Source organism: Novacetimonas hansenii (genome assembly GCF_014843995.1).
Classification (GTDB): Bacteria; Pseudomonadota; Alphaproteobacteria; order Acetobacterales; family Acetobacteraceae; genus Novacetimonas; species Novacetimonas hansenii.
On the sequence record NZ_CP062147.1, the window covers coordinates 430,197 to 456,241 of the forward strand.

The following is a 26,045-nucleotide window of genomic DNA, read 5'->3' on the forward strand; positions in this document are numbered from 1 at the left end:
AACAGGCGGGACGGGCAACCTGCCTGAATCATGAAAGTTCTGGAAAAGGTTTTTTAAACATCTCTGAAAATTTTCTCTCATGAAAAAACTGAATGATTTTATCAGTTTCCATGAAGCATTTCGTTTCAAACAGTTCGTGAAAATTCTTGCGCTCATGTGCGGCCCAGGCTGGGTGGGCGGTCCTTGTGCTCCTTGCCGAATGTGTAATTCGGCTCATCGGCCATATCGAAATGCAGTACGCCGCCATTGGCAAGCTGCTGGTGGGATATCCAGCTTTTCGTCCATGGCTGCCCGTTCCATGAAACCCCGCGTATGAAACGTCGCGTGTCACTGGCCCCTGGCGCTTCGATGACCAGGGCGCGTGGGCCGATGGTTTGTAAATGCATATATGTGAAAAGCGGACTTCCGAAAACATAAATGCCCGTTGTCGGATCCACCGGGTAAAAGCCCAGCGCCGACAGGATGAACCAGGCGCTCATCTGCCCGACATCCTCGTTGCCCGCCATGCCGTCGGGCCGGGGTGCGTAAAGTTGCGTCTGGATCATGCGCACACGGTCCTGTGTCTGCCACGGTCGCCCGGCATAGGCGTACAGATAGGCAATATGATGGCTGGGTTCGTTCCCATGTGCATATTGTCCCATCTGGCCAGAGATATCTGGCGGTGCGTCAGGTGGAAGCGCGGGGTTGGCGGCGAAGATGCCGTCGAGGAAGGACAGGAATTTTCCTTCACCCCCCATCATGTCCATCATGCCATATACGTCATGCTGCGCCAGCAGGGTCGCCTGCCATGGGTTGCTTTCGGTATAATCGCGCCATTGGCCTGAATGGCCCATTTCATTGGCGCTGAACGGTTCCGCCCAGCGGCCGGAGGCAAGGCGCGGGCGGATAAAACCCGTGTGGGAATCATAAAGGTTCCGATAGGAATGACACCGCGCCAAAAGGGTACGTGCATCCGCGCGTGCGCCATTGCGGGTGGCAAGCTGTGCGGCGGCCCAATCATCAAAACTGTATTCGACGGTCCTTGATGTGGATTCCCCCACCCGATCCGCCGGTATCCAGCCCCTGTGGCGATATTCACCCATCCCGCCATCGGTGCTGGCGAATGCGCGCCTGCGTATCGCCCGCCATGCGGCGGCATATTCGATGCCCCCAAACCCCTTGTTCGCGGCTTCGCTCACCACGCTTGCGGCGTGGTAGCCGGTCATGCACTGCGTATCGACATCCTGCAGCGGCCATACCGGAACCTGTCCCCCCGACTGCTTCATCATCTCGACAAGGCTCTGGACAATATCAGGCACCCGTTCAGGACACAGCAGCGTCAGCAATGGATGTTCGGCGCGATAGGTGTCCCATATGGAATAGGTTGAATAGGCATCCTTCCGTCCTGGCGGCAGGGTATGTACCTGCCGGTCCAGCCCCCGGTAACGACCGTCGCAGTCATTGATCCGTGTCGGCCCCAGCAGGGCATGATACATCGCGGTACGCATGATGCGGTGCTGGTGTGATGTCGCCCCCGATATCCCGATCCGTTGCAGGTAACTTTCCCATTCCGCCCGTGCCCGCGCCCGCACGCCATCAAAATCCCAGTCCGTGATTTCGGTGGCAAGATTGTGCTTCGCGCCGTTTACATCGACGCTGGAAATACCTGTCCGGGTGATGATGTCACGTGCCCTGCCGAAATGGCATACGGCCTTGAGTGACGTGCCGGAAACCGTCGTCGTGCCATCGGCGGCGGGCTGGTCATCGACGAAGAAGGCGACATGGTGCGGGGCGGGGGAAAACTCCAGCGCAAAGCAGATCTCACGTCCTGACGCCCATTCAGACACCATGCGCGATCCGCTGAGCAGAGCGCCCGACCAGCACAGGGACGCATCATGCACCCTGGTCGGGCGGTTATTATCCGTGCGGATACCGTGCGTGAAGTCGAGGAGGACAAACGCTTCCCCGTCCCTTTCGAAGTGATAGCGCTGCATGCCGGCACGCCCCGTGGCCGTCAGTTCCGACACGATACCTTCGTCGGGCCAGCGCACACGGTAATATCCGGGTTCGGCCTGTTCGTCCTCGTGGCGGAAGCGAGCGCGGTAGCTGCCCTGCGGATGCATGAGGCTTCCGGGGTCAAGCGTCACCCGGCCCTGCCCCGGACGCAGCAGGACATCCAGCATGTCCCCCACGCCTGTCCCGCTGAGATGTGTGTGCGAAAATCCCAGCATCGTCGGGTCGTCGATATGATAGCCGGAGACGGAGTCCCAGCGCGTATTGTCCGTGTCCGGGCTGACCTGCACCATCCCGAAGGGCACGCTGGCACCGGGATAGGTATGTCCGTGTCCCCCCGTTCCGATAAACGGGTCCACCAATGTCCCAAGGTTTCCGTTCCCCCCTTTCGTGACGGGAAAGGAAGATCTCCCGCCTGTCGCATGGCAGGCGGTCAGGAGTGCGCTGGTCCCGCTCAGCAGGAAGGCGCGTCGGTGGCATGGCTGCATCGCTGTTTCTCGACTGGGAATTGGGTGATGGGAATTGGGGAAAGGCTGCTACGTTTCGTGCCCTGCTGCATGTGCGCCTGCCGTCAGGGGCATGCGTGCCATGGCGCGGCCATGGGAATCAAAAACCTGGCAATGTTGTGCCGGCAGGGAAAACGTGATGGGGGCATCGCGTGACAGTCCGCCGCCATCATGGGTCTGGATGATAAGGTCATGCCCCGTGGCAAGGCGTACATGCACATGGCTCAGCGCACCAAGATGTTCGACCAGCATGATCCTGCCATGCTGTACATTCTTCCCCGCCGCGTCAGCACCTGCGGGGCCGGGACGGATATGACAGATATGTTCGGGGCGGATACCCAGCGTGACATCCGTGCCATCCAGGCTGCCGCTGGTGGTGACACATGCGCGCGCCTCCCCCCCATCAGGCAGAATCAGGTGCATGCCCCGCGCATCCGCGCCACGGACATGCGCGGGCAGCAGGTTCATCGGCGGCATGCCGATGAAACGTGCGACGAACAGGTTGCGCGGATGGTGATAAAGTTCAAGCGGCGCGCCCACCTGTTCGACCACGCCCTTGTTGAGGACGACAATCCGGTCGGCCAGCGTCATCGCCTCGACCTGGTCATGGGTGACATAGATTGTTGTGGCCCCCAGGCGACGGTGCAGTGTCGCCAGTTCCACGCGCATCCGTTCCCGCAGGGCCGCATCAAGGTTGGAAAGGGGTTCGTCAAAGAGGAACAGGCGCGGGTTGCGCACGATCGCCCGCCCGATGGCCACGCGCTGGCGCTGTCCCCCCGACAGTGCCGCGGGCCTGTGCTGAAGGTAAGGTTCAAGCTGGAGTGTCCGGGCCACCGCCCCGATCCTTGCATGGCGTTCCGCCCTGGGTATTTTCGCAAGCTTCAGGGCGAATTCCATGTTCTGGTAGACAGTCATGTGCGGATAGAGCGCATAGGACTGAAACACCATCGCCAGCCCGCGCCCGGCCGGGCCGACATCGTTGACGCGCTGCCCGTCGATCAGCAGGTCCCCCCCGCTGATTTCCTCCAGCCCGGCGATCATGCGCAGCAATGTCGACTTGCCACAGCCAGATGGACCGACGAACACGGTGAATTCACCATGCCCGACCGTCAGGGACACCCCCCTGATGATCTCCCCCGAACCATAGGACTTGCGGATGTTCTTAAGCGTAAGTGTCGTCATCGGGGCTTGTTTCCAGCGGGGCAGAGAGGCGGAACCACATGTGACGCCCCTCCCTCAGCGATGGTCGAAGGGCCGTTCGTCACTGCCGACCTGGCGGATATACAGGTGCCGGAAATCGGGTTGCGTATTGACGAAAATCGGCAGAGTCATGCCCCCGACCACCGGGCCATCCGCCAGCAGGCTTGCCACCACCAGGCGGGGCAGGTCGCGTTCGCGCACGGCGCTGAGCGAGGGGAGCAGCGGATAGGCACGTTCCACCAGGGCCGAAAGCATGGAGGGCGGCAGCACCCCGCCAAGGAAGATCGTCTCCGGGTCGAACGCGGTCTCCACCACCGCCACGAGGAAGCGCAGCGTCTGCGCCGCCGTTTCCATCCATCGCATCAGGTTGCTGTCACGCCGCGCATGCAACGTGCCCAGCATGTCGGGGGTCAGTTCCTCGCTTGGGCGTTGCAGCAGTCGCGCAATGGCGTGGAGGGAGAGCTGGTCGTCAATCACGCCCGCGCCCCCCGTGTCGGCGCATGGCGCGGGTAGAGGCAGCAGGCCGAGTTCCCCGGCATTGCCGCGTGCGCCCTTCATGGGCATGCCATCAACGACGATGCCCGCCCCGGTGCCATAGCCGATATAGATCAGCACGGCATTGCGCGGGGCCGTGCCCGGATGGGAAAACAGTTCGCCCACGGCTGCTGCGGTCGCGTCGTTTTCAAGCAGTACCGGCAACGCCACCTGTGTCCCCAGGGTGCCCGCAACGTCGAAACCACGCCACAGGTCCCATCCGGGCATCGTCATTTCCGCCTCGTACGTGTCGGCATTCAGGGTCGGCAGCACCAGGCCGATGCCCCAGATCCGGTCCTTGGGGATGCCGCCTGCGGTGATCGCCGCCTCCACAAGGTCGGCCATAACCGCCGTCGTCTGGACAGGGTCGGTCGTATCCCCGTCCCATTCCATGCGTTTTGTGACATTAAGCAGCAGATCCCCCAGCACGATGGAAATGTGCCCCCGGTCCACATGCATTCCCAGCGAATATCCTGCCTCCGGGTTGGGGGCGAGGTAGGTCTGGGGCTGCCCGCGCTGCCCGACGGATTTCCCCACCTCCTGTATCAGGCCCTGGTTGAGGAGTTCGCGCGTGATGCCTGAAATCGTCTGTGGTTTCAGGCCAATGCGTTCGGCGATATCCACGCGGCTTAGCGGTCCGGCCTGATGCAGCAGTTCAAAGATAAGACGCCGGTTATAGATGCGTGAATAGGCCTGCCCCGCACCGTCCGGTCCTGATGTCGCGCTCATTTGACGGCTCCGGCCGTCAGGCCGGCTGTGATGCGGGACTGGAAAAGCAGTACGAGGGCAATGGGGGGCACGGTGGCAAGCAGGGAGGCGGCCATGATGGTTCCGAAAGGCAGTTCAAAACGGCTCGGCGCGGAAATCAGCCCGATGCCGACCGGCAGCGTACGGGCGGAATCGCTCAGGGTGAAGGTGCAGGCAAAAAGAAATTCGTTCCAGCAGTTCATGACAGTCAGGAGTCCCGTTGCGATAAGTCCCGGCCACAGCAGGGGCAGGTGAATGTTGAACAGGCGCCGCACCATCCCGCATCCGTCCAGGCGCGCGGCATCGTCAAGGTCGCGTGGCAGGTCGCGGAAAAATCCCGACAGCAGCCAGATGGTAAAGGGAAGTGCGAAAAAGAGGTCCGCGAAGATGACGCTGCCCAGACGGTCATACAGCCCCAGTGCGCAGATGACCTCGAACAGGCCGGACAGGATGGCGATCTGCGGCAGCATGGAACATCCCAGAAGCATCGCCAGCACCGCGCGTCGCCCATGGAAATGCAGCCGCCCCAGCGCATAGGCCGCCGGGATGCCCAACAGCATGGAGATCATTGCGACCGCCCCCGCGCACAGCGCCGAATTGGCGGCCTCCCGCCACAGGCCCATATCCGACAGCAGGACGCGGTAATTGCTGAAATCCGGCATGGCGAAGGGTATGGCCGAAAACAGCGCAGGCCCATGGCGGAAGGATGTGACCAGCGCCCAGTAGAGCGGGAACAGCGCCTGCGCCACCACGATGGCGGGCGCGCCCGCCCGTATGGCGCGGCGGGCCATCATGCCACATCCCCCCGCCGCACCGGTGCGCGCAGGCAGACCCACAGTAGCCCCACCGTCAGGCCGATGACGCCAAGCGTCGCCAGGGCCGCTGCGGCGCCATAGCACGGGGCCCCGAACTGCACGATCTGTGCCTGCACGAAAACCGACAGGCTCATCCCCGCCATGTCGCTGCCGTACAGGACACTGGCGAGGTCAAACATGCGCAGCGCATCCAGAAGGCGGAACAGTGCCGCAATCCCGATGACAGGACGTAACAGCGGCAGTGTGATGTAACGCAGGCGCTGCCATGCGCTTGCACCATCGACCCGCGCCGCCTCCATGATTTCGGGCGGCAGGGACAGCAGCCCGGCCAGGCACAGCAACGCCATGAACGGCGTTGCCTGCCATGCGTCGATCCCGACCATGACCGCAACCATCCCGCCCGGAAAACCGGTCCATGCGATGCCATGCGTGATGATCCCGCAATGGACAAGAAGCGCGTTTATGATCCCGTACTGGTCATTGAGCATCCAGTTCCACAGCCGTGCCGCCACCACGGCGGGAATCGCCCATGGCAGTAGCACAAGCGGCAGGACGATCCCACGCATGCGTGCGCTGGCGTCAAGCAGTACAAGGGCCACAAGCAGCCCCAGCACCGTTTCCACCGACACGGCGGCGATGGCGAATGTCAGCGTCGTGCGCATGGCCTGCCACCATGCCGCATCGTGCGCCAGCATGACGAAATTCCCCATTCCCCATCCGGTGCGCGCCCTGGCGAAGCCGTGCGGGTCCGCATGCAGCGCAAGCCACACCGTCCGGCCCAGTGGCACGACAATGATCGCCGCCAGTACCAGCAGCGCAGGCGCGACCAGCAGCCATGGCCGCCAGTCGAGGGTGCGCGGCGCAAAGGGGGCGGGACGGTGCATCGGGCCGTCAGATCGCCGCGCGTGCGGCAAGGGCCGCGCCGATGATGCCCGAATGTTCACCCAGCCCCGCCATGACAATCGGCAGGTCCGCGCAGGAACGTTCCCAGATGTTGGCGCGGATATGTTCCTCCAGCCTGTGGCGGTACAGCCCCTCCGAACAGCCCAAGCCCCCGCCCAGCACGATTTTTTCGGGATCGAGCATGTTCACGCTCTGCGCGATCAGGCGGCCTGCGATGCTGGCCGCGTCCTCGATCACGCCACGTGCGCGCGGGTCGCCCGATGCGGCAAGCGTTTCCAGCGCCTGCACACCGTCCCCCAGCGCGGGGCCGCCCCGTTCCATCCACAGCCGCTCCATCCCCAGGCCTGATGCGAAATCCTCTGGTGTGGCGATGCTCAGCCCCCCGCGGTCCGCCGTCGGAATGGCAAGGTCGGAACTGGCGAAATGGATGGCGAACCCATGCGCCCCCGTATAGGGACGGCCGTTGAGGCACAGCGTATAGCTGGTGCCAGAGCCAAGCGAGAAATAGGCGAAATTGTCACATGCCCGCCCCGCGCCAAAGCGGGCCTCGGCAAAGGCTGCGGCGCGCACGTCGCTTTCCACCCGGACCGGCAGGCGCGTGCGTTCAGTGACCATCGCGACAAGATCCGGCAGCGGGAAGTTCCATGTGCTGCGGATATGTCCCGAAATATCGACCAGTTCAGGCACGGCGATGCCCACCGCCAGCGGGTCAAGCACATCGTCGAGGGTTGTTTTCAGCACGGCGGCGGCAATGGTTGCGATGTCATTGACAATCTCGCATGGCGCCCCCTGACGCCGCGTCGCGATGCGCATCAGCGAGCGGACATCGCCGCTGGCGAGATCCACAAGGCCCGCCGCGATTTTTGTCGCCCCGACATCAATGCCGATGATGCTGCGGTGGGGACCCCGGTTTTTCACAGGCCAAGCCGCCTGAGCACATCGCGGTTGTGGCGCGCCACGGGCAGCGGCTTGTCAGGGGGGCAGGGGTACATGTCCTGTTCCACCACGGCGAAACCGTCAAAGCCGCGTTCGCGCAGGAATTCAACCACCTTGGAAAAATCCATGACACCACGGTCAAGTTCGCACATCACGCCATTTTGGAAAACTTCCATGAACGGTGTGCTTTCAGCCATGGCCTTTGCATGGATCTCACCATCCATGTTCTTGAAATGGTAATATGGGATGCGTGCCGCGTGCTGGCGCATGAAGGCCAGCGCATCCGCACCGGCATAGGCATGGTGGCCAAAATCGAAGCACAGGCCGACATATTCCGCAGGTGTGTCCGAAAGCAGGCGCAGGATCTCGGCCTCGGTTTCCACGGCGGTGCCGACATGGGGGTGAAACAGCAGGTTCAGCCCGTATTCTTCGCGGATTTCACGTGCGATCGTGGTGATGACATGCATCATGTGTCCCCATCCCTGCGCCGTGGCGATACGTGCCGCCGGCGTGGGATAGGTATCGGAATCATCCATCAGCAACACCCATGGCGTGCCGGTGGCGGCCATCGTCTCGCATATGGGGCGCATCCGTTCGCGCAGTGTTTCAAGCGCGTTGGGCACAAGGAGGGGATGGACCAGCGCCGCGCCACACAGGCCAAGCCCGCGTGTGGACAGCGCATCAAGCAGGTGCGCCCGGTCTGTCGGGAGGTAGCCCCATGGGCCGAGTTCCGTCCACGCGTAACCAGCGGCCGCGACCTCGTCAAGGTAGCGTTCCCAAGGTGTCTGGCGTGGGTCGTTGGCGTACCAGACCCCCCATGCGTCGGGGGCGGTTGCGATCCGGATGGTCATGGTGTGTGGTCCTGTATGGTCGATGAAGGAAGAGGCGGTCGGTTGGCGCTGTCCCACCGGCCCAGTTGTGAAAGCCCGCCCAGCGCGGATGCCAGCGCCCCCAGTGCGTCGGCAGGTGTCGTGACGCCACGCAGGGCCTGCTGGAACTGGTTGGCCGCGATCCATGAAACGCGGGGATAGTCGATGCCTGTCGCGGCGATGGGGCGCAGGATCGGCGCGTCGAGGGCAGGGCGGAGGGTGCGCAGGATCGGGATCGCGCCCATGATGGAGGGATCATCCAGCAGCGTCATGCGCGCCGGGATATAAGCCCCTGCCACGGCCTGATGACGCTCAACCTCCTCGCTGGTCAGGTAACGCAGCAGGGATAGCGCCTGTATGGGATGCGCCGAATTGCGCGCAATGCCGAGATAGACGGTACCGTCCACGCCCGTTGCGTTATCCGGGGCATGATCCGGGGCGTCCCCCGCACCATCCGCGCGCGGCAGGGTCGCCACGCCCACCTTGCCCGCAACCGGGCTTTGCGGGTCGTTCAGCAGCGCCCACGCATAGACCCAGTTGCGCATGAAGACGGCATGCCCGGACTGAAAGGCGCCACGCGCGGCTTCCTCGTCATAGGTCAGCACGCCAGGGGGGGAGATGGTTCCCACCCATCCGGCGGCGCGGCCAAGGCCCCGGCGCATGGCGGGGGTATCGGCATGGACCGTACCGTCGGCGGATACCAGCGCATTCCCATTGGCGCCGAACCATTCAAGCGCGTTGCAGACAAGGCTTTCGCCCGTACGCCCCTGCCATACATACCCCCACATCGCCGCGTTCCCCGCGCGCCGTTGCGCATCCTGTATCGCGGCGGCGGTGCGTTGCAGGTCATCCCAGCGCGTGGGAACCGTAAGGCCATAGTGTTCAAGCAGGTCGCGACGGTAGAAAAGCAGCCCGATATCGCGATACCACGCCAGCGCCACGTGCCGTTTCCCCACGGTGAACGGGTGGGGCAGTGTGCGCGCGTCTTCGGCTGCGGGCGGAATATCGAGCAGCAGCGGCGAAAGTGCCCCGATCCATGTACCGTCCAGCACAAGCACATCCGCAACCGATGTCCGTGCCGACAGGAACTGCCGGTAAAGCGGCAGGACAGCGCCCCAGTCCGAGGGAAGGGGGAGGACACGGACCGTGGTGCCGGTCATGCGTGACCAGCCATCAACCGCATGATGGCACAGGGCCTGTTCCGTCCCGCTGGAGGCGCACAGGACGGTCAGGCTGTCGCCCGCCGCGGTGGCAGGGGGGCAGAACAGCATCCATGCCAGCGGCAGGGCGGCAAGGTGGTGGACCCTCACTGTGTGTGGGCTTTCGTGTCATCCGTGCCATTGCGGTCCTGCACCGTCGCAAGGAACAGCGCCGCCGCCGTAAGCTGGGCCTGCGCGCCAGGCACGAACGGCGTGCCCGGCGCCCATGTCGCGCTGAAACGCGCGGATGGCCGGCGCGTCGCCCAGACATGGTTGCCTTCCTCCATCAGCCATGTCGCAAGCGTGGTGCGTTCCGGCCCATCAGGCAGGGCAGGCACGAGATGGCCAAGCGCACGCACGAAAATCCCCCGGAAAATCCATGCATCCATGTCCATGGGTTCGCGCGCCTCGTGAAAGGTGTCGTCCGGGCCGCGTGATGCCGCGATCGCAGCGGTGGCGATCCGGGCCGCCATCGCCATGTCCTGCGGGTCATGGCGCAGCGCCGGAAGGTCTGCCAGCGCATCGAGGATCACGCCCTGATTATAGCTGTAGGCCGGGCCACCATTGTTGGCGCAGTGCGCATCAAGGCCGTCATTGACAAGGCCCGCGGCATTGATCAGGCCGCTGTCACGCAGCCATGCCCAGCTTTTGCTGGCCCAGTCGCGATAGGTGGTGTCATGCGTCTGCTGGTACAACCGCAGGGCGGTGGCAAGGAAAAGTTCGTTGGTAATGGCGTTCTTGTAGGTCCGGGCATGGTCCCACCACACGCCCCCGCGGCAGTGTGCATCCCAGTACTGGTGCGCCACCATGTCGAAAATGCGTCGTGCATCGCTCAGCAAGGCTGGCATATGGGTAAGGCGCGCCATGTCCAGATCCGCCTGTGCCACCCACAGGTCATCATCATTGCCGTCCAGCCCCCGCCGGTTTGCCAGCGCCTGCATCGCCGTGGCGTGGAACCCCCGGTCGTTGGAGAGGTGTTCATAGTCACTGAGTGTGCTGATGATGACGAATCTTTGCCAGGCATGGATGTTACGCCAGTCCGCGCGGGCGGCATCCCAATAGGATGTTGAGAGTTCCCCCAACGCCTGACGTGCGCGGTGCAGTTCCCCATTCCCCGATTCCCCATCCCGCGCCCGCGCCACAGGTGACATCAGGAGCATGGCGGCCAGTATCGCCCCTGCCGCCACGGCGCGTCCGACCCGACCCCGGTGTCCCCCCACATGGACAGACGCGTGGGACGAAGGGGCATGCAAGGGGGATGTGCCGCGACAGGGGGCGTATGTCCGGGGTGGCGCGGTCGGCAAGGGGCGAAAGAGCATCACATATCCTGTTGATCCCGTGCGCATTTAATACTCACAATGGAATAAATCAGACAAGACTGTTTTTATCGTCATTGGCGGCATTCATTTTCCTATATGACGAATCTGCATATGGGTTTCGAATGGGGACGAAACGAATCCTGAGGGGTTTGAAGGGCGGAAAACCGTGTATTTCCCCGCCATCACGCCCCGATTGCTCGATTCCCAAGGATATTAAGTACATAATTAAGATTATATTGGGGGAGAGAGGGAGGAAAGACGGGATTTCATGACCGTCTCCTGTTGCGCCCATGGTCTTGTGCCAGTGACCGGGCAGGCATTGCGATATAGATGCCCACGCCGGGGGCGGGCGGGCATGCACAAGGCCGTTGCGTCAGGTTCCATCCAAATGAATATGCCTGTTTCCCCTATGGGTCGTAAAATGAATATTTTGCGAAAATATGATGAAATTTATTAGAACTGTTCCAATAAATTTCCGGTTTGTCCGTATGGACACGGGGATGAGGGCGCAATGGCGGCCAGGGTGCTGGCGGGGCTGCAACCATGGGATGTCGGCCTGACTGTCATCATAGTTTCATGAAACTCCCGTTGCGAAATGGCGGTCTCTTCAAATAAATCAATTTAAGGAAATTAAGTGGCCGCGAAGGGGCAGGCATCATGACAAGACGGCTTTCTGTGGGATTGTTGGGCGCAGGAGAAGTGGCGCAGCTCATTCACCTTCCCATCTTTCATCAATTGTCGGACCGTTTTGACGTCGTGTCGCTTTATGATCCGTCCCCCACCGTGGTGGCCCGGGTTGCCGCGCATTGGTCAATCCCGCGTACGTATACTTCGGTGGAAGCTTTCCTGGCTGATCCCGCGCTTGATGCGGTCATGATCCTCAGCCCCGATCAGTTTCATGAAGAACATGCACGTGCGGCATTTGCGGCGGGACTGCATGTCTTCCTCGAAAAACCGGCCTGCCTGACGGATACGCAGTTTGCGCGCCTGCAAAAGGATTTCGAGGCCTCGGACAGGGTGGGCATGGTTGGCTACATGCGCTGTTATGCCCCGGTGTTCACAAAAGCGCAGTCCCTGCTGCCAACGTTCAGGAAAATACGCCATGTGCGGGTGCGTGACATCATCTGCGAAGGACCATGGTTCTTTGATTCATGGGCACAGGTTGCCGTGCCGGATGGTGACATTCCACCTGATCTGCTGTCATCGGGACGGCAGGCGCGTCATGACGCCATCATGTCGGTCTGTGGCACCGATGCGCCTGCGCACCTGCTGCGGGGATATGAAGTTCTGACGGGTCTTGGCATCCATGCGTTTTCTGCGATGCGTGTGTTGCTTGGGCGGCCGCACCGGGTCATCGCGGCGCATATCGGCGCGTCGGGGACAGAAATCAATATCTGGTTTGATTACGGAACCTTTATCGCATCGTATGAATGCCTGATTGACGATGTCGCGCGTTTCGATTCCTCGCTGGAGGTCATTGGTGATACGCAACGCATGGAACTGCGTTATGATACGCCATATATCCGCAACCTGCCCGGTCGTGTCATCTTCCATGAAACCGTTGGTACAGACAACATTGTTACAGAATTCGGCCCCTATTACCAGGACCCGTTCCAGGCTGAACTGATTGCGTTTCACGCGGCGGTGCTCAATGGCGCACCCCTTGCCGATGCATTCCCGGATGCCGCCCATGACCTTGCCCTTTGTCGTGAAATCATGGTCGCAGCCAAAGCAAATCCTGCCGCCCCACCGGGGCGGTAATCATCCATTGAACGTCTGTGCGGGCACAGGGATTTTGAAAAAATCCGGTGTCTGCACGTCAATGCGGAGAAAATCCCGTGTCCAATCCCAGTCGACGCCCTGCGTCATGGAAAGCTTTCAGCTGTCTTTTCCCTATTGTCATGGTCGGTGTGCAGTTGGGGCAGACTGCCCTTGCCGAAGGCACGGAGACTAAAAAGAACCTGCATCGAAAATCTGACAGGACATCGGCATCACATGCCGTTGCTGCGACAGGTGGGACAAAGGCCCAGAAGGATAAGGCCTCTTCACGCGATCAGGACAATTCTCAATCAAAAATTGAGAAGATACATGTGACTGCGAAAAAATCCCCGGAAACGCAGCAGTTGAACGCAAAGAATGATGTTTCGATTGCGGATGCGAAATTCATCGAAAGTCATCCGGACAATAATATCGCCGAAACATTGGCGCGGCTTCCGGGTGTCAATGTGTTATCTACCACCATTGGTGGAAGCATCGGTGGGTCATCTGCGATGATTGACAATGCATCGCGGGGCGAAGGACAGTTTCTGTCCGTTCGTGGGATTGGACCGGATTATACGCAAAGCCTGATCGACGGGGTGAATGTCGCAAATGCAAAACCAGCGAGTAGGCAGCTTCAGCTCTCTTTGATGCCTCCACTTGGATTTTCACAAGCTGTTGTTAATAAAACCGGTCAAGCCTCCGACAGTGGTGAGTGGGTATCAGGGTTTGTTGATTTTCAGACCCTAAATGCGTTTGACGTGGGGCATGATGTTCTCTCCCTGAAAACACGTGGTGAGTTCATGGGGAAGGGATATCAATATGGAACGCAGCATAGCCCATTTAATGGGGGCGGGACCGTACAAGGAGAGTATAGCCATATATTCGGCAGAAACCGTCAGTTTGGAATACATGCGGTTGGATATTATCAGTCACGCAGTTTTACAAGCCTGACAAGCAATGAAAACGAAGGGAACTGGGACGTTATCAATTCGCTGACAGGTTCAGATCATACGCCCACCCCGAATATACCGATTACCCAAAACCTGACGCCGGCACAGATCAATCCGCAGCTTTCTTATGGTAATTCCCAGCGTTATGGCGGGAATCTTGCATTTGACTGGCATGGAGAAAATGCAACCATTTTTGTGCGGGGAAGTTACGCATCATCGAACACGTCACAGACCACTGTTCAGCGTGGTTTGCAATCAACCAACCAAAATTGGGTTTTGCAGCCTAATGGCACTTATAATGTGCAGGAAGTTGGTGTGGTTGGATCGTATTATCTGGATACAAATCCTGAAATCCAAAATCTTGGCATCATGCAGGCAGGATTTACCCTTGATCATGACTGGCTTCATTCAAAGACAACAGCTTTCGGAAGCCTTGCTGAAGATGACGAAGATTCGGTAAACCTGGCGTACAAGAATTTCAATCTGGACCCATCAGGAAATTCCCTGACGCTTTCCCCATCATATATAGGCAGTCCTGGTACGCCAACAATAGCGTTGAATGCATCTCAATTGGCGAAATTTAACAATCTGTCGAATTATGTACCACAGACCAATTCCAATTGGGGGTTTGGTGGTGTCGAAGAAACAAAGTATAAAAACAATCAGTCCCTTTGGGGGCTGAAGCAGGATTTTTCGGCTGATACAAACCTTTCATTTCTGAAGAAAATACTTTTTGGTGCAAAATATTATGATACCTATAGGACGGCGACAAACAGAGATTATACATATGATAACTCTGACGGATATTTGCCAGGTATGGCAGACTCTCTTGCCAGCAGTGGGTTCATAAATGGTTCTACCAGGATTGGGAATTATGTTACACCACTGATGAATGCCGGGGAGATACGGGATTATTTACACTCTGTCCCGTTATCATATGCATCTGCATCTTATGGTGGGAACTGGACAGGTTCAGCCGCGCAAACCGCCTATAACGCAAATGCAAATACGCAGATGTCAAGCGAAAGTGTGACGGCTGCATATATTGCCTTACCCTTTGATTTTGACAAAGTACAGATTACACCGGGTCTTAGGTATGAACATGCCGATATCCGGAATAAATTCTGGGATGCGTCATATGATGATTCCGGTAATATATCCGGAGGGCATTTTGCGAAGAACAGAACAAGCTATAATGAATTTTTACCCAGCCTGTTCATCGCCTATCGACCGACACCTTTTTCGGTTTATCGTGCATCGTTTGATACGTCATATGTCATGCCCAATACGTTTCTGTTGGGGGGCAGCAGGACATCAACATATGATGGCAACGGCGTGTATACGATTCAGGAAGGAAACCCCAACCTGAAACCAGTTTTGTCAAGGAACTTTGATCTGTCCGGGCAGTGGATGAGCCGCGACGGGTCAAGCTTTGCCATGGGAGGTTTTTACAAGCTTCTGTCGAACTATCTGTTTGATGCAGGGAATTCCACCAGAACTGATGGCACGCATTATCTAAGTTCAACCGCCACGACCAATGTATCCCCTCAGGAGATACTTGAAACGCCCAGAAATGGTGGATCGGCGTTTGTATATGGCCTGGAAATGTCCGGCATCAAAAATATGTCGTTTTTGCCGGGATTCTGGAAACATCTTTTTATATCAGGGAATGTCACTCTTCAGCGTTCTCATGCGAACCTGAAAACCGCAGGTATCCCCGATGGAACACCAATCCAGTATGCACCAAACTGGATGTATAACCTTTCGTTGGGGTATCAGTCAGGCAGGCTGAATACCAATCTTTCGTTCCGTCGTTCTGGCGCGTTTCTGGAAACCTATTACACATACAGTAATTCGAACGGAAAAACGTTCAATATATCCTGGTGGGATCAGCCAATTCAACGCCTGGATTATTCGATTAACTACAAGCTGACCAAGCGTATTTCCATGGGCTTTTCGGCGCAGAATCTTCTTGGCGATGTAAGCTATTATGCGACCCGTGGGAAGAATTCTGAAAAAATCCCGCAGATCGTGTGGACTGGGCGCAGTTATTTCCTGAATATGAATGTTGATTTTTAATGTTATGACTTAACCAGGGATAATGGCTTGGTTGGAAAAAACCATCACTATCATGGATGGGCTGCTGTATCTTGTCCTGAGCAGCCCTATTTGATGAATACCACTTCGTTGAAAAAGAGACAAAAATTTCTGGTATTGTTTTTTACAAGCCGGCAAGCTCTTCCATAGTTTCCTGAAACAAAAAACGTGGACAATATATCAAACCCGCATCCTGACGCCTCATTGATGTGGTGGGACGCGTAACCCCTCTGCTGTCCTGTCTGTCAGGTTCAGATGTCGGGGTCTGTGGGTCGTACACGTCTATGCCGCGGTAATGACGATGCGGTGCAAAGGGGACCATCGACCCACGGGTGTGGATGTAGGGGGGCAGGGTCCCCCTCATCTGGCATGGGCTGTGCCCCTGCGGGCTTTTGGCGCATCTCCTCAGGCGTTACCTGCGGTTGCCCACGCATACAGTGTTGTGAAATTTAGGGAGTTGAAAAGGGCGCCCATATTTCATACGGTGGGCCACCAAAAATAATAATAAAAAGAAAACGTAAAAAATGAAATTTACATCATAATTTTAAGTCGAATCCATTCCTGTTGGGAAAGGATGCGGCATATGTCAGGCGGCCCGTCCTGTCGGTCCGCATGGCCGGTTTCCCTGACCTGTCAGGGGTAATGCCCGTTCATGGCGATGGACGGGACTCCCTGTATTGCGTGCGATATTACCATGCCTATGTTGCGTGTTTATTTTCGTGGGATCGGCGGGCGGCTATTCCCCTTTTGGCTCGTGGCGTGGGGTCTGGCCTGTCATGGCTGGACCGTTGCGGGTCATGGGGCGGAACCCGTGCGCCGCGTCACGCCTTCAGCCATCGTGACGCAGCCCACGATACCAAATATATCCGCACCCGCGGCACCGCCCAGGAAGGTCAAGCGGCCCATCGCGGAAGAACGGCTGGATGCGTTGTTCAATACCGAAAGTATTTCGGCATTATTGAGCCATAATGACGACGCCCTGCGCAAAAGCGACCTTAGTGCGGGGTATTTTGTTGCGGAACAGTCCTTTGGGAACCTCGTGCCCCAGATCAGGCCATGGCGGGAGTGGTTGAGCAATCGCGGATTTACGTTCGAACTGACCTACAAGGGCGAGAGCATGGCCAATGTGGGCGGTGGCCTGTCCAAAGGGATTGATTACGTGCATGACCTGCGTGTCAGCATGTTGTTCGACCTTGGCAGGCTGATCGGGCTTGATGGCTGGTTCCTGCACGGCATCGTCATGAACCGCGAGGGGCGGCAGGTGGGGTGGGACCATGTCGGTGAACGCAATGTCCTGCTGACCGAGGTCTGGAGCATCCATGGTCCGGCGGCAGCGCGTCTGGCGGACCTGTATGTCGAAAAATCCTTCCTGCATCACCGCATCAACATCAATGTCGGTCGCATCGCGCTGACCCATACCTATGGCACGTCAGTATTGTTGTGTACCTTCATGATGCAGTGTTCCGCGCCGATGGCCATCCGTGAACCACCGGGGTGGAGTGTCTATCCCAAGACATCATGGGGCGGGACCGTGCGGTTTCGCCCGACGCGCGACCTGACATTACGGACCGGGATCTACAAGATCGGGCCAAAGGTGCAGGACAATACCGGCTGGGCCTGGGGGAGTGAAACCACCACCGGGGTCCAGACACCGGTTGAGCTGACATGGGAGCCATTTTTCGGCGCACGCAATCTGCCGGGCCATTACAAATTCGGCTTTGGTCATGATACGTCACCCTATCCCGACCTGATCGGCGCGATTCCGGCGGCCTATCGGGCGTATATTCACGCGCATAAGGAAAAGCCGCGCGATACATTCTATATCGAGGCGGACCAGATGGTGTATCGCAAGCATGGCGAGCATCAGATGGCTGGTGGCTATCTGTTGGCGGGATATATTCATAATACACCAAGTATTTCGACCTTTTCGGACGAGTTCTATTTTGGCGCTTCCCTGCTGGGGCTGATCCCGCACAGGCCCTATGACCGTTTTGGCGTAATGTATTCCTATTACCAGATGAGTTCACGCCTGACCTATGGCCAGAGCCTGCGTCAGGCAGCGGGCCTGCCGATGGGGGCATATGTCAATGGACCGCAGACCCATTCCGCTGTGTTGGAGGCATATTACGGCATTCCCGTCACGCCCGGTCTGGTGGTGACGCCGGAGTTTGAATATATGATGCGTCCTGGCGAAACCTCGGTCATTCCCAACGCCATGCTGGTTGGGCTGAAGGTCATTGCCAACCTTTAGCAGGCTGCCTGCGATAATAAATCGACAAAAAACATGGAAAATATTCAGTATTTTTCAAAAGTTTTTGGGAAAAATATTTACCGGGAATATTTATTTTCAGAAAATGACTGGACCTGACCTTTTGGGTGACAGCTTTACGGCCATGAAGGAAGTTTTAGGAAAATTTTCAAAAAATCTTTAATATAAAAAGTTTTTCCGAAAAAATATCTATTGTGGAATTGCCGGTTTCCATCCCGTGACTGTATCGTTTGCCGGTCACGCAATCGTTCAGGCGGTCGCCCCTTCGTGAAGACCCCGACGCATGGTTGCCCCCCTCAGGGCATGGCACAGTCCCGGTCAGGAAATATGGATGGTACAAGGTGATGGTACAGGGTATGGATACAAAAAATAATATGGACGGCCCGGCCATCACGGGGGGCTTGGGTGATGGGGGAATCGCCACGGCCCGTCATGTGGTGGCTGCCTCGTTTTTGGCATGGATGCTTGATGCGTGTGATTTCTTCATTGTCCTTTTCACACTTGATGATGTTGCACGCAGCTTTCATGTTTCGCTCGAAAGTGTGCTGCTTGCCCCGACGCTGACACTGCTGACCCGGCCCATCGGGGCGTTCATATGCGGGCGCGCGGCGGATCGGTATGGGCGCAAGCCCGTGATGATCACCACGATCATGGTCTATTCCCTGATCGAGGTCATGTCGGCCTTTGCCCCGACGCTTGCGACGTTTCTGTGCCTGCGTGCACTTTTCGGGATCGCCCTGGGTGGGGAATGGGGGGTTGGTACTTCTCTGATTATGGAAAGCGTCCCGGCCTCATGGCGGGGCATGGCGTCGGGCATCCTGCAGGCGGGCTATCCGGCGGGCTATCTGCTGGCCTCGCTTGCGTTTCTTTTGCTGCCGGTCATGGGGTGGCGGGGGCTGTTCGTGCTGGGCGGTGGGGCGTTGTTTTCCGCGTTGTATATCTGGGCGCGTGTGCCCGAAAGCCCGCAATGGCTGGCACGGCAGCGCGCGGGCCATGCGGATGCGACGCAGGCTGAGGGCCTGTGGCCTGTCATCCGGGGGCATTTCGCGCTGTGCGTGTTTGCCGTGACGCTGATGGCGGCCTTCAATTTCATGAGCCATGGTTCACAGGATCTGTATCCCAAAATCTTCCTCGGGCTGGAACGCGGATTGCCCCACCCCTCCATTACGCTGATTGTTGTGCTGTACAATATTGCCGCCATCGCGGGTGGGATGTTCTTTGGCATCCTGTCGCAACGTATCGGGCGACAGTACAGCATCGCGTTGGCTGCTGCGCTGACGTTGCCACTGCTGGCGCTGTGGACGCTGCCGCAATCGGTGGCATGGCTGACGGTGGGGGCGGTATGCATACAGTTCTGCATCCAGGGCGCGTGGGGCGTTGTGCCCGCCTACCTCAGCGAACTGTCCCCGCCATCGGTGCGTGCGACGTTTCCCGGCCTTGCCTATCAATGCGGAAACCTGATCGCGGCAAGCAATGCGCTGTTGCAGACGGGCATCGCCTCTTTCCTCGGCACGGGGCTTGCGCCTGCGCTGATGTTCACGGTGGGCGGGGGGGCGCTGGTGGTGCTGGTCTTGACCCTGCTTAACGCGCGGCGGCATCGTGCGGTGATGTAGGGGCCGTCGCGCGCCGGGCTGTCGCGCCCGCCATGATGGGGTGGCCCGCGGTTTTGCGGAAGGGATTGCATGCACCATCGTGACCTGAACCTGCTTGTGGCGCTGGATGTGCTGCTTGAGGAAGGCAGCGTCGCCGCTGCCGCGCGGCGCATGAACCTCAGCCCCCCAGCCATGAGCCGCACCCTGTCACGCATTCGCGTGGCGTTTGACGACCCGATTTTCGTGCAGGCCGGGCGTCGCATGACACCCACGCCACGCGCGCTGGAACTGCAACAGCAGGTGCATGCCGTCGTGGCGCAGGCGACCGGCCTGTTTCGCAATGACGCGCATCTGGACCTGTCGCGCATCAGCCCGGTTTTTACCATACAGGCCGATGATCTGTTTCTTGGTGCGCTGGGGGCAGCCCTTCTGGAACGATTACGTAATGAGTGTCCCGGCGTCACCTTGCGTTTCATTTCCCATGACCGCCATGATGATGTCAGCCTCAGCCTGCGTGAACGCCATGCCGACCTGTTTATCGGCGCGCCCCTGCCATTCAAGCCGGAAATCCGTACACAAAGCCTGTTTACAACCGGTTTTCGTGGTTTCGCGCGCAAGGCCCATCCGATTTTCCAACAGCCCGTGACGCTTGAACGCTTTGTGCAGTTCGACCAGATCAGCATTTCGCGTCAGGAACGCTATAGCGGCGCAATCGACGAGATGCTGGCGGCGCGCGGGCTTACGCGTCGGATTGTGCTGATTGTACCAACATTTTTCACGATGATTGAGACATTGCGTGGTTATGACCTGATCATGCTGATGCCTGATATCGTGATCGAGACCCTGCCCCACCGTGAAATCGGCCTGCGGGCATTCGAACTGCCGTTCCATACGCCGCCGCTGACGGGGTTGCAGGCGTGGCATCCGCGCAATGACAAGGATGCGCTGCATCGGTGGTTGCGGCGCACGGTGCGCGAATTATGCCTGAAAATGAAAAATGGACACCCCGTGTCAGATGCACCAGACGCACTCAACGAGTGAGGCAATTGCAATTTATTTATCCAAGTCCCGCCCATAGATTGACCCCGCGATCAATGCGAGGTCTTCATGCCATCCACCACCGTCACGGGATCGCCCGAAGAATTATCCGCAGGACCAGCCGGACAATTTCCCAAGGGCGCGGGCCATGGGCCGATGTCCGTGCTGCCCATGCCCGCCGTGTCCCTGCCTGGCGCACCTGTCATGCCGGGGGATACCGCATCGGGGGATACCGTGCCGGGCAATGGCACGCCTGTCGTGCATGCCGCCCCACCCCTGCCGTCCTATATCCCGCCGTTTGGCATGCGTACGGTTGTGGGCTGTCTTGGCATGCTGCTTGCGGTGCATGTCGCGGGTTTTAATGAACATGTAACCGAAATCGGGCTGTCGGACATCCGTGGTGCGATGCATATCGGCCACGATGAAGGCACGTGGGTGATCTCCATCTACGAGGCGTTCAATATTGCGGCCATGGCGTTTACGCCCTGGTTTTACATGTCGTTTTCCATCTATCGCTTTTCCATATTCATGACCGCGACGATGGCGCTGCTGTCCATTCCCGCACCGTTCATGCCCGATGTGACGTCGTTGTGCATCCTGCGCGCGGCACAGGGGCTGGCGGGGGGATGCCTGCCGCCGGTGCTGATGACGGTCATGTTGAAATATCTGCCGCCACAGATCCGGGTCTTTGGTATCGCCGGATATGCCATGAGCGCCACCTTCGGCCCCAACCTTGGTGTCCCGCTAGAGGCATTCTGGTTCGAGGATATGGGCTGGCGGTGGCTGTACTGGGAAATCGTGCCCATGGCGGCGGTGGCGATCGTGATGATGGCCTATGGCCTGCCGCGCGATCCCATGCACCTTGAACGGTTTGAGAAATTCAACTGGCTCGGCCTGCTGATGGGGTTGCCCGCGATCTGCGCGCTTGTGACCGTGCTGTACCAGGGGGACCGGCTGGACTGGTTCCGCTCCCCCGTGATTACGGACCTTGCTTTCTGGGGTGGGGCGGCCTTTGTCGTCTTTGTGGTGAACGAGGCCTTTCACCCCAGCCCCTATTTCAAGATCCAGTACTGGCAGAGCCGCAATATCCAGGCATCCCTTCTGTCGCTGATCGGTATTCTTGCGATCTGTGCGTTGATGACGGATGTGCCGGTCACGTATCTGGAGGCGGTGCGTGGCTACCGTCCGGTGCAGGCTGCGCCGATTTCACTGGTGGTTGCCCTGCCGCAACTGCTGATGCTGCCGCTGATTGCCGCGATCTGCAACAGTCGCAAGGTGGACTGCCGCTATATCCTTTCGGGGGGGATGCTGTGCCTTGCGCTGGCAAGCTGGCTGGGCACGTGGCTGACGGTGGACTGGGTGCGTGACAATTTCTATCCCATCCAGATCCTTCAGGTCTTTGGACAGCCGATGACCGTCATTCCCACGCTGATGCTTTCGACAATGGCGCTGGGGCCTGCGGACGGGCCGTTCATCTCCGGCATGGTCAACCTGCTCAAGGGGCTGGCGAACGCGGTGGCCTTCGCCCTGTTTTCCGCATTGTCGCGGCGGCGTGAACAGTACCACTCCACCATGCTGCTTGACCATCATGGCGCCCATGCGACTTCCCTGTCGGGGCAGGGCGACCCGATTGCGGGGCAGCTTTCGGCCACGTCGCCAGATGGCGGGCATGTGGCGGCGAACATATTGCAGGTGTTCCATACCTATGTCCATGAACAGGCGCTCGTGCTGGCGTTGGTGGATATCTATTTCCTGCTGGTCTGGGCGTGTCTTGGCTATGCGGTGATGAACCTGCTCCTGCCGCGCCGTGTCTATCCCCCCCGTGCCCCATCTCCATCGCAACATGCCGGATAGGCATGACAGGAACAGGCCATGATCTATACGAAACCCCTTCTCATTTCCGGTGCGACGGCCATTGTGCTGGCGTGTGGGGCATATGTCGGCACGCGCCTCGTCAATGGCAACGGTGTGGATGAATATACCAACGATGCCTATGTCACCGCCGATTTCACGACCGTAGCGCCCAAGGTTGCAGGCCGTATCGACCGCGTGGTGGCGCAGGATAACGAACATGTCCGCCCTGGCGAGGAACTGGCCCATATCGAGGATGACGATTACCGCGCGGCGCTGGAGGTCGCACGCGGCAATGTCGCGGCGGCACAGGGAGAGGTCGCGAACCTGGACGCCGAACTTGGCCGGCAGCAGGCGGTCATCGCGGGTGCGCGGGCTGCGGTCATGGCCGACCAGGCGGCGTTGGTATTCGCGCGCCAGAACGCGGCGCGGTACCGCAACCTGTCGGTGGGCGGTGCGGGCACGGTGGAACAGCGCCAGTCGTCCGACGCGCGACAGAGCGAGGCAGAGGCCACCGTGGCGCGCGATCAGGCGGCGGTGGACGCAGCGGTGGGGCAGGTGTCCGTCCTGCAGGCGCAGGTGCAGCGCGCGCAGGGTAATCTGCTGCGGGCGAATGGGGCGCTGCATCAGGCCACGCTGAACCTGTCGTACTGCACCATTCCTGCCCCGGTGGAGGGGGTGGTGGGCGAACGTGGCGTGCGTGTGGGGGCCTATGTCCATCCGGGCACGGGGCTGCTGGCGGTGGTGCCGACGCAGGCGGCCTATGTTCTGGCCAATTTTCAGGAAACACAGTTGACGCATGTGCGTACCGGACAGGCGGCGACCATCTGGGTCGATACCTTCCCCGGACGTCCGCTCCACGCGCATGTCGACAGTCTTGCCCCCGCCACGGGCGTCGCCTTCGCCCCGATCCAGCCCGATAACGCCACCGGCAATTTTACCAAGGTGGTACAACGTATCCCGGTCAAGCTGGTCTTTGATCCCGGGCAGCCACTTGCGGCGATGGTTCGTGTCGGCATGTCGGTGGAAGCACGGATCAACACCGCCTCCGCCCCCGATGGGATACATGCGCATGACGAGCGGTACATATGGCAGTGAATCTCATGACCTGTCTTTGTAGGGTGCGTGCGCGCCTGTCGGGTGGCATTGCGCTGCTGGCGCTTGCGGGATGCGCGGTGGGGCCGGATTATCACAAGCCACGCAACATCGCCCCCCACGACTGGCACCAGAGCATGCCCCCCGCGCAAAGCGCGGTGGCCGAGACCGGCATGGATGCGCGGTGGTGGTCGATCTTTCATGATCCCACCCTGAATGCGCTGGAGGCGGAGGTCGTGCGGGCCAATCTTGACCTGCGTGCCGCCGCCTACCGCTTTGCGCAGAGCATGGCCGAACGCAGGATCGCCAGCGCGGCACAGTTCCCCCATGCGCAGGCCAACGCATCCTATGCCCGCGAACGTGCCAGCACGAATGGCGTGCTTGGCCTGCTGGGTGTGATGGAACAGCAGGGCGCGGGCACCATTGCCAGTGGGACGCAGGGGTTTGGCCCCACCGCCTTGCCCGGCCGTGTGGGCAATCCGTCGTTCAACCTGCCGCAATATGGCATGAATGCATCGTGGGAAGTGGATTTCTGGGGCCATGTCCGCCGACAGGTGGAGGCCGCGACCGCCGCCATGCATGCGACCGAGGATATGCGCCGCGATGTGCTGGTGTCGCTGATGGCGGAAACGGCGCAGGATTATATCGAATTGCGCGGGGTGCAGGCGCGGATCGCGATTGTCGAACATAATATCGACATCGCGAAACATAGTGTGGACCTGACGACGCAGCGTTATGCCCAGGGTGCGGCGACGCGGCTGGATGTGGCTGATTCCACGGGACAGCTTCACACGTTCGAATCACACCTGCCGGTGTTGAAAAGCCAGGAAATCCATCTGCTGAATGCGCTCAGTTTCCTTGTCGCGCGCGAACCGGGCGCACTGACGGCACTGTTGGGCGCGCCGGCCGCCATTCCGCCGGTGCCTGATTCGGTGCCGGTGGGCCTGCCTTCGGAACTGGTCGATCGCAGGCCGGACATCCGCATGGCCGAAGAACGGCTGCATGCCGCCACCGCCAATATCGGCGTGGCCGTGGCGGATTTTTTCCCCCGTGTCACCCTGTCAGGCAGCCTTGATGTACAGGCGTTGCAATTCAGTGGGCTGGGGTCGTGGGCGTCGCGGCAATATGGTTTTGGCCCGACCGCGACCTTCCCTATTTTCGAGGGCGGCCGCCTGACGGGGCAGTTGCGCCTGCGCAGGGCGCAGCAGAAGGAAGCGGCCATCATGTTGCAGCGGACCATCCTGAAGGCATGGCAGGAAGTTGACGATGCGATGGCCGATTTTTCCGCAGCCCAGGGCCAGCGTGACCGGTTGGCCGAGGCCGTGGCGGAAAACCAGATCGCGGTCGATACGGCGCAGGCGCAGTATGTGCAGGGGGCGTCGGACTTCCTGAATGTGCTGACGATGCAAAATGCCCTGCTGGCGACGCAAAGCGAACTGGTGCAGGCGACGACGCATGTTTCCACATCGGTTGCACGACTTTACCGTGCGCTGGGTGGCGGGTGGGAGACGGCCTTTCCCTTGCCACCAGTCAGGCGCGGCCATGCGACACAGGCCACCAGCACGGGGAAATGATGATGATCGAGGTGCGCAAGGCCGGGATGGCCGGATGCCTGCATGATGCCGGGGTGACATTACGCTGTCACTTTGCCTTTCGTACCTGCGGGGATGCGGGGCGGGTGCATTGGGGGCGGTTGCGCGTGGTTAATGTCGCAACCATGGCGCCGGGCGCGACCTTTGCGCTGGGGGCAGAGGAAAATACCGAGATCCTGACATGGACAGGTGCGCAGGAGCTGTATTTTTCCGGCCCCGGTTTGGTATCCTGCACCCTGCCACCGGGCAGCGTGCAGGCACTTGGCGCCGGTGACGGGGTCAATGGCCCTGCATGGCGGGCGGGTGCGGGCGGTGGCGGGTTCATCCAGTTCTGGTTCCTGCCTGATGATGAAGGTGGCAGCCCGGTTGTGGACGTGCGCACCGCCTGCCCCATGCGCGAAGATGGTGGTTTTCGTATCCTCGCCTCCGGCTTTCCCGAAGATGACCCGGAGGCGGAATCCGATATTACCGATGGCGCCCCGTTGACCATCCGGGCAAGTGCGCGGCTGCTGGATGCCACCGTGCGTGCGGGTGACAGCGCGGTTTATGCGACCGTGCCGGGGCGGGCGCTGTATCTTCTGGTGGTGTCGGGGGCGGTGGCGGTCGATGGGCGCGCACTTGATGCGGGGGATGCGGCGGCGGTCAGGGCCTGCACGGGGATCAAGCTTACTGCCAGCACGGCGGCGTATGTCATGCTGGCCGATATCGGGGAATAAGCGGCCTACGAACGCCACTGAAGGTTATCAATGGAAGGTTCATGGCAACATTGCCCCAATGGTG

The 26,045-nt window shown here is 59.6% G+C and carries 18 protein-coding genes; 9 read left to right on the forward strand and 9 right to left on the reverse strand.

The annotated features are described in order from the left end of the window. Window positions 1–152 precede the first annotated feature (152 nt). From IFJ82_RS01870 to IFJ82_RS01910, 9 genes are read right to left on the reverse strand one after another with little or no spacing between them, the layout of a single operon-like run. Entirely contained in the window at window positions 153–2,480 is a 2,328-nt protein-coding gene (locus tag IFJ82_RS01870; RefSeq protein ID WP_192265419.1) for a GH92 family glycosyl hydrolase, read from the reverse strand. 48 nt (window positions 2,481–2,528) lie between these two features. Continuing rightward, on the reverse strand, window positions 2,529–3,680 hold the full coding sequence (locus IFJ82_RS01875; protein ID WP_192265420.1) for an ABC transporter ATP-binding protein: 1,152 nt from the start codon (window positions 3,678–3,680) through the stop codon (window positions 2,529–2,531). A 54-nt stretch (window positions 3,681–3,734) separates the two neighbouring features. After that, on the reverse strand, window positions 3,735–4,961 hold the full coding sequence (locus IFJ82_RS01880) for an ROK family transcriptional regulator (protein WP_062809605.1): 1,227 nt from the start codon (window positions 4,959–4,961) through the stop codon (window positions 3,735–3,737). Further along, a complete protein-coding gene (locus IFJ82_RS01885) occupies window positions 4,958–5,773 on the reverse strand; it encodes a carbohydrate ABC transporter permease (RefSeq protein WP_192265421.1) in 816 nt (271 codons plus the stop codon). Before IFJ82_RS01885 ends, IFJ82_RS01880 begins: the two co-directional genes overlap by 4 nt. Next, a complete protein-coding gene (locus tag IFJ82_RS01890) occupies window positions 5,770–6,678 on the reverse strand; it encodes a carbohydrate ABC transporter permease (protein WP_192265422.1) in 909 nt (302 codons plus the stop codon). Before IFJ82_RS01890 ends, IFJ82_RS01885 begins: the two co-directional genes overlap by 4 nt. Before the next feature lie 7 nt (window positions 6,679–6,685). Next, window positions 6,686–7,615 carry an ROK family protein gene (locus tag IFJ82_RS01895; RefSeq protein ID WP_062809603.1) on the reverse strand — a complete coding sequence of 310 codons (930 nt, stop codon included), beginning with the start codon at window positions 7,613–7,615 and terminating at the stop codon, window positions 6,686–6,688. Further along, a complete protein-coding gene (locus tag IFJ82_RS01900; RefSeq protein WP_003621358.1) occupies window positions 7,612–8,484 on the reverse strand; it encodes a sugar phosphate isomerase/epimerase family protein in 873 nt (290 codons plus the stop codon). The genes IFJ82_RS01895 and IFJ82_RS01900 overlap by 4 nt, the downstream gene beginning before the upstream one ends. After that, window positions 8,481–9,812, reverse strand: a complete 1,332-nt coding sequence (locus IFJ82_RS01905) for an extracellular solute-binding protein (protein ID WP_192265423.1) — start codon at window positions 9,810–9,812, stop codon at window positions 8,481–8,483. The genes IFJ82_RS01900 and IFJ82_RS01905 overlap by 4 nt, the downstream gene beginning before the upstream one ends. Continuing rightward, complete coding sequence (locus tag IFJ82_RS01910; protein ID WP_225578735.1) at window positions 9,809–11,020, reverse strand: glycoside hydrolase family 76 protein; 1,212 nt, start codon at window positions 11,018–11,020, stop codon at window positions 9,809–9,811. Before IFJ82_RS01910 ends, IFJ82_RS01905 begins: the two co-directional genes overlap by 4 nt. Before the next feature lie 657 nt (window positions 11,021–11,677). Here IFJ82_RS01910 and IFJ82_RS01915 point away from each other — a divergent pair. The 9 genes from IFJ82_RS01915 to IFJ82_RS01955 all read left to right on the forward strand — a co-directional run bounded on the left by IFJ82_RS01915 (window position 11,678) and on the right by IFJ82_RS01955 (window position 25,981). Further along, a complete protein-coding gene (locus IFJ82_RS01915) occupies window positions 11,678–12,781 on the forward strand; it encodes a Gfo/Idh/MocA family oxidoreductase (RefSeq protein ID WP_192265424.1) in 1,104 nt (367 codons plus the stop codon). A 77-nt stretch (window positions 12,782–12,858) separates the two neighbouring features. Beyond that, window positions 12,859–15,810 carry a TonB-dependent receptor gene (locus IFJ82_RS01920; protein WP_192265425.1) on the forward strand — a complete coding sequence of 984 codons (2,952 nt, stop codon included), beginning with the start codon at window positions 12,859–12,861 and terminating at the stop codon, window positions 15,808–15,810. A gap of 718 nt (window positions 15,811–16,528) precedes the next feature. After that, window positions 16,529–18,079, forward strand: a complete 1,551-nt coding sequence (locus tag IFJ82_RS01925) for a carbohydrate porin (protein WP_003621376.1) — start codon at window positions 16,529–16,531, stop codon at window positions 18,077–18,079. Window positions 18,080–18,471: 392 nt separating this feature from the next. Further along, window positions 18,472–19,710 carry an MFS transporter gene (locus IFJ82_RS01930; protein ID WP_062810054.1) on the forward strand — a complete coding sequence of 413 codons (1,239 nt, stop codon included), beginning with the start codon at window positions 18,472–18,474 and terminating at the stop codon, window positions 19,708–19,710. Between the two features lie 69 nt (window positions 19,711–19,779). Next, window positions 19,780–20,730 (forward strand): LysR family transcriptional regulator, encoded by a 951-nt coding sequence (locus IFJ82_RS01935; protein ID WP_003621380.1) that lies wholly within the window; start codon window positions 19,780–19,782, stop codon window positions 20,728–20,730. A 201-nt stretch (window positions 20,731–20,931) separates the two neighbouring features. Next, window positions 20,932–22,581, forward strand: coding sequence for an MFS transporter (locus IFJ82_RS01940; protein WP_192266263.1), 1,650 nt, complete (start codon window positions 20,932–20,934; stop codon window positions 22,579–22,581). Between the two features lie 18 nt (window positions 22,582–22,599). Continuing rightward, window positions 22,600–23,676 carry an HlyD family secretion protein gene (locus IFJ82_RS01945; protein WP_003621384.1) on the forward strand — a complete coding sequence of 359 codons (1,077 nt, stop codon included), beginning with the start codon at window positions 22,600–22,602 and terminating at the stop codon, window positions 23,674–23,676. A gap of 5 nt (window positions 23,677–23,681) precedes the next feature. Beyond that, entirely contained in the window at window positions 23,682–25,247 is a 1,566-nt protein-coding gene (locus tag IFJ82_RS01950) for an efflux transporter outer membrane subunit (protein WP_192265426.1), read from the forward strand. Continuing rightward, the gene (locus IFJ82_RS01955) at window positions 25,244–25,981 is read left to right on the forward strand and encodes a pirin family protein (protein WP_192265427.1); all 738 of its coding nucleotides are present in this window, start codon (window positions 25,244–25,246) and stop codon (window positions 25,979–25,981) included. The genes IFJ82_RS01950 and IFJ82_RS01955 overlap by 4 nt, the downstream gene beginning before the upstream one ends. Window positions 25,982–26,045 lie beyond the last annotated feature (64 nt).